The sequence below is a fragment of the Bacillus sp. LR_5 genome (assembly GCF_042709275.1).
Map to the genome: position 1 here is coordinate 1 of NZ_JAVAXX010000248.1, position 9421 is coordinate 9421.

The window sequence follows — 9421 nt, forward strand, 5'->3', positions numbered from 1 at the left end:
GCACAGGTTCACAAGCGCATGGTGCTCGACCATGACACCCTTCGGCTGTCCGGTTGTTCCAGACGTGTAAATCATGTACGCCAGGTTCTCCGCGTTTGTATCCGTCTCTGGATTTTCCTCATCGTTTTCATCAAGCGGCAGGCTCAGAATCGTACGGTTGCCATCAAGAAGAATGATCTCTCCCGTATAGCTGTCCGGCACTGCGATGCCTTCCTGTTTCAAGAGAAGCTTCGCGCCGCTGTCTTGTAAAATATAGTCAATCCGCTGATCCGGATAGTCAGGATCAATCGGTACAAACGCCGCTCCCGCCTTTAAGACGCCGAGCACCGCGGCGGACATTTCCAGCGACGGCTTCGTGAGAACGCCGACGCGCTCATCCGGGCTGATACCGCAGTCGATCAGAATCCGGGCAAGACGGTTCGCCTTCGCATTCAGCTCGCCGTACGTCCACGACTGGCCGTTATATGTAACAGCCGGGCGGTCCTTGTGGCGCTGGGCAGTCTCTTCGAATAGCTGATGAACGGTTTTGTCTGTCGGCACAGGCAGCATTTTGCCCGTCCATGCCTCGAGAAGCGTTTGTTTTTCTGTTTCAGTGACGAGTGACAGGCTGGAAAGCGGCTGGTTCGGATTTTCCGCGACAGCTTTTAGTAAACGCAGAACGTATTCGCTCCATTTCTCAGCCGTTTCTTTTGAGAACAGATCAGTCGCATATTCGAGCTGCAGACCGATGCCGTTTTCATCAGTGAATCCGCCTAATGTCAGATCAAACTTAGACGTTCCCTGATGGGACTCGTAAGGTGAAATGCTTAGATTCTGCAATGTAAGCTGTTCTTTATCAGGATTTTCTGTCGTCACCATCACGTTAAACAATGGATTTCGGCTCATATCCCGAGGGAGATCAAGCTGATTGACTAAGTCCTCAAACGGATATTCCTGATGCTCCAGCGCTGACAGGTTCGTCTGCTTCGCTTGCTCCAAGAGCTCTGCAAATGTTTGCTGTTCTTCCGCTTCCATTCTTAAGGCAAGCGTATTGACGAACATTCCCGGCATGTCTTGGACATCAGCATTCATCCGGCCGGCAGTAACGGAGCCGATGACGATATCCCGCTGTCCGGAAATTTTGCTTAAAAAGACGTGGAAAACAGCGTGAAGCACCATGTGCAAGGTCGTTCCGGTTTCTGCGAGCAGTTTTTCTACCGCCTTTGCCGTCTCGCTTCCCGTACGGAAACGGACCGTGTCCCCTTTAAAGCTTTGCACAGGCGGACGGGCGTAATCGAGCGGAAGATCAAGCTCTGGCAGCTCGCCTGAAAGAACCGAGAGCCAGTACGCCTCATGCTCCTTCATCCGTTCCTTTTGCTCAGCTTCATTTTGCCAAACGGCGAAATCCTTATAATGAAGCGCCGGCTCTGGAAGCTGCTCTCCTTTGTAAAGCAGCGCCAATTCTTTTACAAAAATGCCTCTTGATACCCCGTCTGCGATGATGTGATGCATATCTAAAAGCAGCAAATGTTTTTTCGCTTCTATGCGAAGCAATGCTGCTCGAATGAGCGGTGCGCCGTTTAAGTCGAATGGCCGGATAAAGTCCTTGATCTTTTGTTCCGCTTCATCTTCTTTCGCTTCAAACACATGAAGATCAATCGCCGCCTTCTCAATAATGCGCTGAACAGGCTCACCGTTTGCTTCCATAAATGATGTCCGCAATGACTCGTGGCGGTTTACAAGCTGATTGAGTGAGTCGCGCAGACGTGAAATATCAAGCTCGCCTTCCATCAGAAGAACAGATGGCATATTGTAGCTGATCGTCTGCCGGTCAAGCTGATTCAGTACATACATCCGTTTCTGCGCGGATGACAGTGGGTACATCTCCTGTTTGTCAGCCGGTTTGAGCACGTGATGGCCGCCTGAAACTGACGATACCTCCATGCAAGCCGCAAGCTGGCGAACAGTCGGCTGCTCGAACAGCGCTTTAAGCGGTACGGTTTTCTCCAATTCAGCCTGAATGTTGGCAATGAGCATCATCCCTTTTAATGAATGGCCGCCTAAATCAAAGAAATTGTCGTCGATGCCGATCGCTTCTATGCCAAGCGTTTTCTTCCAAATGCGGCATAGGCTCTCTTCAAGCTCTGTTTCCGGTGCGGCTGAGGTCCTGCGTCCGGATTGTTCCGTGTTCGGCTTCGGCAATGCGTTTCTGTCGGTTTTCCCGTTTGCCGTCAGCGGAATGGCGTCCACCTGCACAAAGAAAGCAGGAATCATATGAGACGGCAGTGTTTGTGAAAGCTGGTTGCGGAGCACTGCTTTTTCAATGGCTTGATCCGCCGTATAATACGCACAAAGCTCTTGAAGCCCGCCCTCGGAAACTGCTAGTACAACCGCTTCTTGAATTCCGCTGAGGCTGAGCATGACCGTTTCAATTTCTTTCGGCTCAATGCGATAGCCGCGGATTTTCACCTGATCATCAGCCCGGCCGATAAATTCAAGCGTACCGTTAGAAAGTCTCCGTACGACATCTCCGGTTTTGTACATGAGACTGCCCGGCGAATATGGATTTTCAACAAATCTCTCGGCTGTCAGCTGAGGCCTGTTGAGATATCCTCTAGCAAGCCCCTGTCCCGTGATATAGAGCTGGCCGCTCGCTCCCGGAGGCACAAGCTTTAACGCCTCATTTAAGACAAGCGCACCGGCATTCGCAATCGGCTGCCCGATTGTCGGGCGTTGCGCGAATGCATCCGGTTCAGACAGATTAACCCGTCCGGCGATGGCGCCGATTGTTGCTTCAGTCGGGCCGTAATGATTGATAAATTCGGTATGTCCATACATCTTGCGGAAGGCCAGAACATCATTCGGGATGATTTTTTCTCCTCCCAAGACGATCAAGCGCAAGGATTCAAAGTTTGGCTCTTTTGTAAAGCTGGCCGTGTTCACCACCGTATGGAACAGAGACGGTGTCAGTTTGATATATGTGATCCCGTGTTCCTTGATATAACGCCCCATTTCATCCGGCGCCGTATAGGTTTCCTTCGGCACGATGTGGAGCTCGCCCCCTGCCAGAAGTACAGGGAACATGCTCGTATAGCCTAGGTCGAATGCGTAAGACGAAAGCAATACAGTTTTATCGGTTTCCGTCAGGCCCGCCTCTTCACTAAACCAAGAAACATAGTTTGTCAGATTGCGCTGCTCGATCTGCACGCCCTTCGGCTTCCCGGTCGTACCGGACGTATAAATGACGTATGCAAGATTGCGAGATCCGGAGATCGGAGAGGGGCGCTCCTTACTCTCATTTCTCCATTTTGCATCATCAAGGTTGATGATTGTCCCTTCATATTGCCCAATGGCCGTCATGTTTCTTTCGTTCACGACCGCAATTCTCGCACCGCTGTCCTCTAATGAATAGCGGATTCGTTCCTCAGGCGTATCAGGATCAATCGGCAGGAAAGCTGCCCCCGCTTTCATGACACCAAGAATCGATACCATAACCTCAGCTGACCGATCCATGACAATTGCGACGATGTCTTCACTTCCTGCCCCTTGCGCACGAAGATGGTGCGCCAGCTGGTTCGCCTGTTCATCAAGCTCGCGATAGGTCAGCAGATTTCCCCCAGACCTCACCGCAGAATGATCAGGTGTTTGCTGGGCCTGTTCTTCGAAAAGAGCTGCAAAGGTTGCTTCAGTAATTTGAGTCATATGTCTTTCTTCAAGCAAAGCAGCCGTTTCTGCTGGGGAAAGCAGGTCTACATCAGACAGCCGAACGTTCGGATTAGCTGCGGCCGCTTTGATGATATTGACAAAGTGGCTGCTCCAGCGCCGAATCGTCTCGTCCTTAAACAGGGCAGTCGCATAGTCAAAGCTCAGGCCGATATCCTCTTCTCGCTCGACCGCTTCCAAGGAGAGATCAAATTTCGCCACGTGATGAAGCATGGAGTATGAAGAAATCTTCAAATCTCCTAATCGCAACGATGGAATCTCCATGTTCTGCATATTGAACATCACGCTGAACAGCGGACTTCGGCTTGTATCCCTTGTAAGCGGAAGCTTTTCAATCAGCTCCTCAAGGGGATAGCTCTGGTGCTCGAATGCTTGAAGGCTTGCTGTTTTGACTTCTTCAAGGAATTGCGCAAAGGTTTTATCTCCCGCAGGCGCCGTTCTTAGTGCGACCGTGTTGACAAACATCCCCGGCACACCTTGCAGATCAGGATGTGTTCTTCCCGCAGTCGGCGAGCCGACAATGATATCGTCCTGTGACGCGTACTTAGAAAGGAGTACATTGAACGCCGCCAGCAAAAACATATACATTGTCGTATCCGTTTCTGCCAAGAGTGACTTGATTTGAGCCAACATCTGTTTATCAAGCCCAAACATCACGCGCTCTCCAGCAAAGCTCCGTTCAGCAGGCCGCTCGAAATCCGTCGGAAGATCAAGAATCGGCAGCTCCCCTTTAAAGGTATCGAGCCAGTATGCCTCATCCTTTTGATGATCAGCATGTTCTTTATGCCAAACAGCGTAATCTTTATAGTGAATTTGCGGCTGCTCAAGATCAGCGCCTTGATACATTTTGGCGAGATCACCGATCAGAATGCCTGTTGAACTGCCGTCAGTAATGATATGGTGCATATCAATCAGCAGCAGGTGGCGTTCTTCTTCAAGCTGGACAAGCTTCGAACGGACGAGCGGCGCGCGGTTTAATTCAAACGGCTGAATGAACGCTTTGATCATTTCCTCCGCGTCTTCTTCCCGTCCCTTGGCAGCCTCCAGCTGGAACGATATGTTTTTATGAACGGTTTGTATAACTTCTCCGTCGATCATGTCAAACGATGTACGAAGGATTTCGTGCCGGTTGATTAATTGCTGAATCGCTTTTTCAAGCCGGTCTTTATCTACTTCTCCCTCCAGCAAAAGTACAGCGGGGACATTGTAGCTTGTGTTTGCTTGTCCAAGCTGATTGAGGATATACATTCTCCGCTGGGCCGGGGATACAGGATAATGCTGCTGATAAGGTGCTTGCCTGATCGGTTCAAACGTCTGCTCCTCCTTGCTTTCATTCTCGTCCAGATACAGCGCCAGTTCTTGAATGGTCGGCTTTTCAAAGAGCACTTTAATCGGTACTTCCTTATGAAAATGCTCCTGGATTTTCGCCGTCATCATCATCGCTTTCAAAGAATGACCGCCGATCATAAAGAAGTTATCGGTAACGCCTGCTTTGACGCCGAGTATCCCTTCCCAGATCTCCGCTAATTTCTTTTCACTCTCTGTTTCTGGTGCTGCGTACTCCGGCTGCACGGCTTCTGATTGAGGCGCAGGCAGTTCTTTTTTGTTGATTTTTCCGTTTGGCGTGAGCGGCAGGCTGTCCATCTGAATCAAATGGGCAGGAACCATATAGTCAGGCAAAGACTGAGACAGCGTTTTTCTTAGCCAGCTCACAGACACTTCACGGTCCGCCGTAAAGTACGCGCAAATTTCATTTTCATCTGCTTTGTTCTTGCGGATGATCACCGCAGCCTCTGTCACATGCTCTGCCATGTTCAGTTTTGTTTCAATTTCGCCAAGCTCAATTCGGAAGCCGCGCACCTTCACTTGATTGTCGATTCTTCCTAAAAATTCGATATTGCCGTCCGGCAGCCATCTCGCCAAGTCGCCAGTGCGATAAATCCTTTCATCCGGTCTGAACGGATCTTCAAGAAATTGCTTCTCCGTCAGCTCAGGAAGATTGACATATCCTCGCGCTACCCCGATTCCTCCGACGCACAGCTCGCCAGGCGCGCCAATTGGCTGCAGACGCTGCTGCTCATCCATGATGTAGGCAGTCGAATTTCCGATAGGCTTCCCGATTGGAATAGAGCCGCTAAACTCACGGTCGATCAGAAAACTTGTTGAAAATGTCGTGTTTTCTGTCGGGCCGTATCCGTTCCACAACGAAAGCGACGGCGATGCCTGCTTCACTTTGCTGACAATATGCGGCACGAGCGCATCTCCGCCGATGATTAAATGGCGGAGTGTGCCGAACATGCCGGCATCCTTTGCAGCAAGCTGGTTGAATAAAGGTGATGTCAGCCACATGGTCGTGATTCTCTGCTCACGCAGGAATGCCGCAAATTGTTTTGCATCAAGCAGCGTCTCTTTTTTGACCGGATAAAGCGCTGCGCCATTCAGCAGTGCGCCGAATACCTCAAACGTGCCGGCATCAAAGCTGACAGCTCCCGTTTGCGCCATGCGGTCCTCCTCATGAACAGGAACGTAACCGGCATTTTTGACGAGACGAAGAATGCTTTTATGTTCAATCATGACGCCTTTCGGTTTGCCCGTCGAACCAGATGTATACATGATGTATCCCAAATCAGACGGTGCGGAAGGCAGATTGAGATTGTCAGCAGCTTCGCACTCTTCAAAGCCGATGTCCAGTGTAAGAACCGGCACTTGCAGCTGATACGCCTGCTCTGTATAAGACTTTCCGGCCAATACCATCCGAATCGAGCTGTCCTCCGCCATGAAACGAAGACGATCTTCAGGAAGCGCTGGATCAAGCGGCACATAGGCGGCGCCTGTTTTTAACACAGCCAGCATGCCGACAACGGTTTCTGCTGAGCGGTCGTTCATAATCGCGGCTGTTTCCCCTTTTTGAAGACCTTGTTCGACAAGCTTTCTCGCCAGACGGTTTGCCGCTGTATTCAGCTGACGGTATGTCAGCTCGGCTCCTTCATATACGACGGCAGTGCTTGCCGGTGTTCGCTGCACTTGCTCTTCAAACACTTGATGAACGGCCATTCCTTCTGGAAATTCGGCTTTCGTCTGGTTAAACACCTCGACAATTTGCCGCTGCTCTTCGTCTCCCACAAGCCCGTGCTCACGGACAAAAGCGTCCGGCTGATCGACAGCCGCTTCCATCATGCGGGTAAGGTGCTCCGCTGCCCGTTCGATAAAAGCAGAATCAAAGGCGGCACCGTTATATTTGATTTTGACAGTCCACGTTTTGCCTGGATACACAATCAGATTGAAATCGAAGCTCGTTTGCTCAAATGCGCTTTCTACCTTGATAGAAAATCCGAGGCGGTCTTCCATGCTGCCGTTTTCAAGCTCTTGGTCAAGCGGATAATTTTCAAACGCGACCAGATGGTTCAAGAGATTGCCATCAAGAGCTGAGCGTTTTTGAATCTCATAGAGCGGCACGTAATCGTAGCGCTCCGCCTCAACTGCATGCTGCTGAACAGCTGAGAAAATATCAGCGAAAGCAGCATCACGATCAACTTTTACCCGCACCGGAATGGTGTTGATAAACAGTCCTGCCATCGTTTCAATCCCGTTGATTTCAGATGGCCGGCCTGATACGACCGTGCCGAAGACAACGTCATTCGTAAAGTTGTATTTGCTGAGAACAATGCCCCAAACGGCCTGAAACAGGTTAGGTCCTGTCACTTGATGGCGGTTTGCGGTTTGCTGAATGCGGGCAACCAGTTTTTCGTCCCATGTAAATGAATATTCTTTGTTAACGTATTCGTCTTTTTTCTCAAGCAGGCGGCCCGGGAGCACGCTCGGCTGTTCAAAACCAGCCAAGCGTTCGCTCCAGTAGCTCTCCGCTTCTTCATTGTCCTGTTTTCCAAGCCACTTGATGTAGTCGGAATAAGGCTTTCCCTGACCGTTTGCCGGTGTTCGGCCTGCTCTGAGCGCTTCGTAATTTTGGAACAGGCTTTTCATGAGTACGCCCATGCTCCAGCCGTCCATCATAATATGATGATTACTCCAGACAAGATACAGCTGATCTGCATCAAGACGGAAAACCGCCACCTTGAACAGCATGTCTTTTGCCAGGTTAAAACCTTGGCGCTGCACGTCTTGTTTATAACGCTCAATATGCTCTTTCTGGCGGTTTTGGTCCGCATGACTAATATCTTCATAGTGCACCTTTGTTTTGCGTTCCGCTAACACGACCTGACGCGGTTTTTGCAGCTGCTGATGCACAAATACCGTACGGAGAATATCGTATGACCGAATCAGTTCATTGACGCTTTTCTCAAAGATTTCAAGATCAAAAGCACCGTGAATTCCAAGCTCTAATTGTGTAAAATACGAGGATGAATGCGGATCAAGCATCGCATGATACAGCATTCCCTCCTGCATCGGTGTCAGTGCGTACACCTTTTGAATCGATTTTTTGCTCATATGCCACCTCTATTAGAAAATTTCCATTAATTTATCCAGTTCATCCAGCGTCAAATCGTCGTCGCCAAGGTCACTCGGCGTCAGTGCCGTTCCATCTTGAGATAGGCAATGTTCAATGATTCTGAGAAGATGGGCTTTAAAGCTGTCGCTGAATGTCTTTATCGTTTTTTCATGAAATTCAAGAGAATGATAGGCCATTGACATCGTCAGTTTTCCGTTTTCAATGTATCCGACAACATCGAGCGCATTCGGTTTTTCTGTTTCCGGGCTTAACGACTGTCCTGACGGCAGCTCTGATCTCTTGAACAAGCCTGCATCCGACATGTCATCGAACTGTCCTAAGTAGTTAAAGCTGACATCCGGCTGAATCGAGAACGCCACATCTTCTTTATGTTCCGGCGCCGTCAAATAGCGGAGAATGCCGTACCCGACTCCCTTATTCGGTACATGTCTGATATCTTCTTTCATTTGCTTCAGCTGGTAGCCCAGATCATCCGTATGCTTCATATCGAGCACCATCGGGTACATACTCGTAAACCAGCCGACTGTCCGGGAAATGGTCAGGTCTTCTATGATTTCTTCACGTCCATGCCCCTCTAAATGAACACTTACTTGATCCTGACCTGTCCACTCCTTCATCGCCAATCCGAATGCTGTCAGTAAAATATCATTCATTTCTGTGTGATATGCCTCATGCACCTTTGTGGTGAGCTGTTCTGTTTCTTCAGCAGTCAGCGAAAATTCGATTGTCTTTGTATGTTTCATTCGCTGATCACCAGATTCGCGATCCTTCGGAAGCTTCGCCGCGACAGTTTGTTCTTCAAGCTGTCTCCAATACTCTTTTTCTTTCAAAAAGGCTTTGGAATTCGCGAAGTCTTGTAATCTCTCTGCATACTCCGCAAATGAATGTGTTTTCTGCGGGAGAACCGGTTCATTGCTTTGCTCAAGCTGTGTATATACCGCGGCGAAATCCTCCAGTAAAATCCGCCACGACACGCCGTCAACCACTAAGTGGTGAATGGCAAGAAGCAAATGGTCTCCGTCTTCCGCTTGGAACAAGCCTGCTTTTAACAAGCCGCCTTCCTGCAAGTCGATGCTGCTCTGCAGCCGTTCCGCTTCTCTCTCTATGCGGTCTTCATGATCTTTTGCTTGGCCCTCGATTTGGATGATCTCCAATTGAGCTGAAGCAGCTTCAAGTCCTCTGTTGTATTGAACGACCTCTTTCGTTCCCTCACGATAAACCATGCGGAGCGCGTCATGGTGCTCGATCAGT

2 protein-coding genes are annotated in these 9421 nt (G+C 49.7%); both read right to left on the reverse strand.

All coding sequences use genetic code 11. From position 1 onward, the window contains the following. The coding region (srfAB, locus tag RAC86_RS39450; protein WP_483861768.1) for a surfactin non-ribosomal peptide synthetase SrfAB at window positions 1-8148 on the reverse strand (8148 nt) is incomplete at its 3' end. A 12-nt stretch (window positions 8149-8160) separates the two neighbouring features. After that, on the reverse strand, window positions 8161-9421 hold a 1261-nt coding region (locus RAC86_RS30070; protein WP_377886354.1), incomplete at its 5' end, for a condensation domain-containing protein.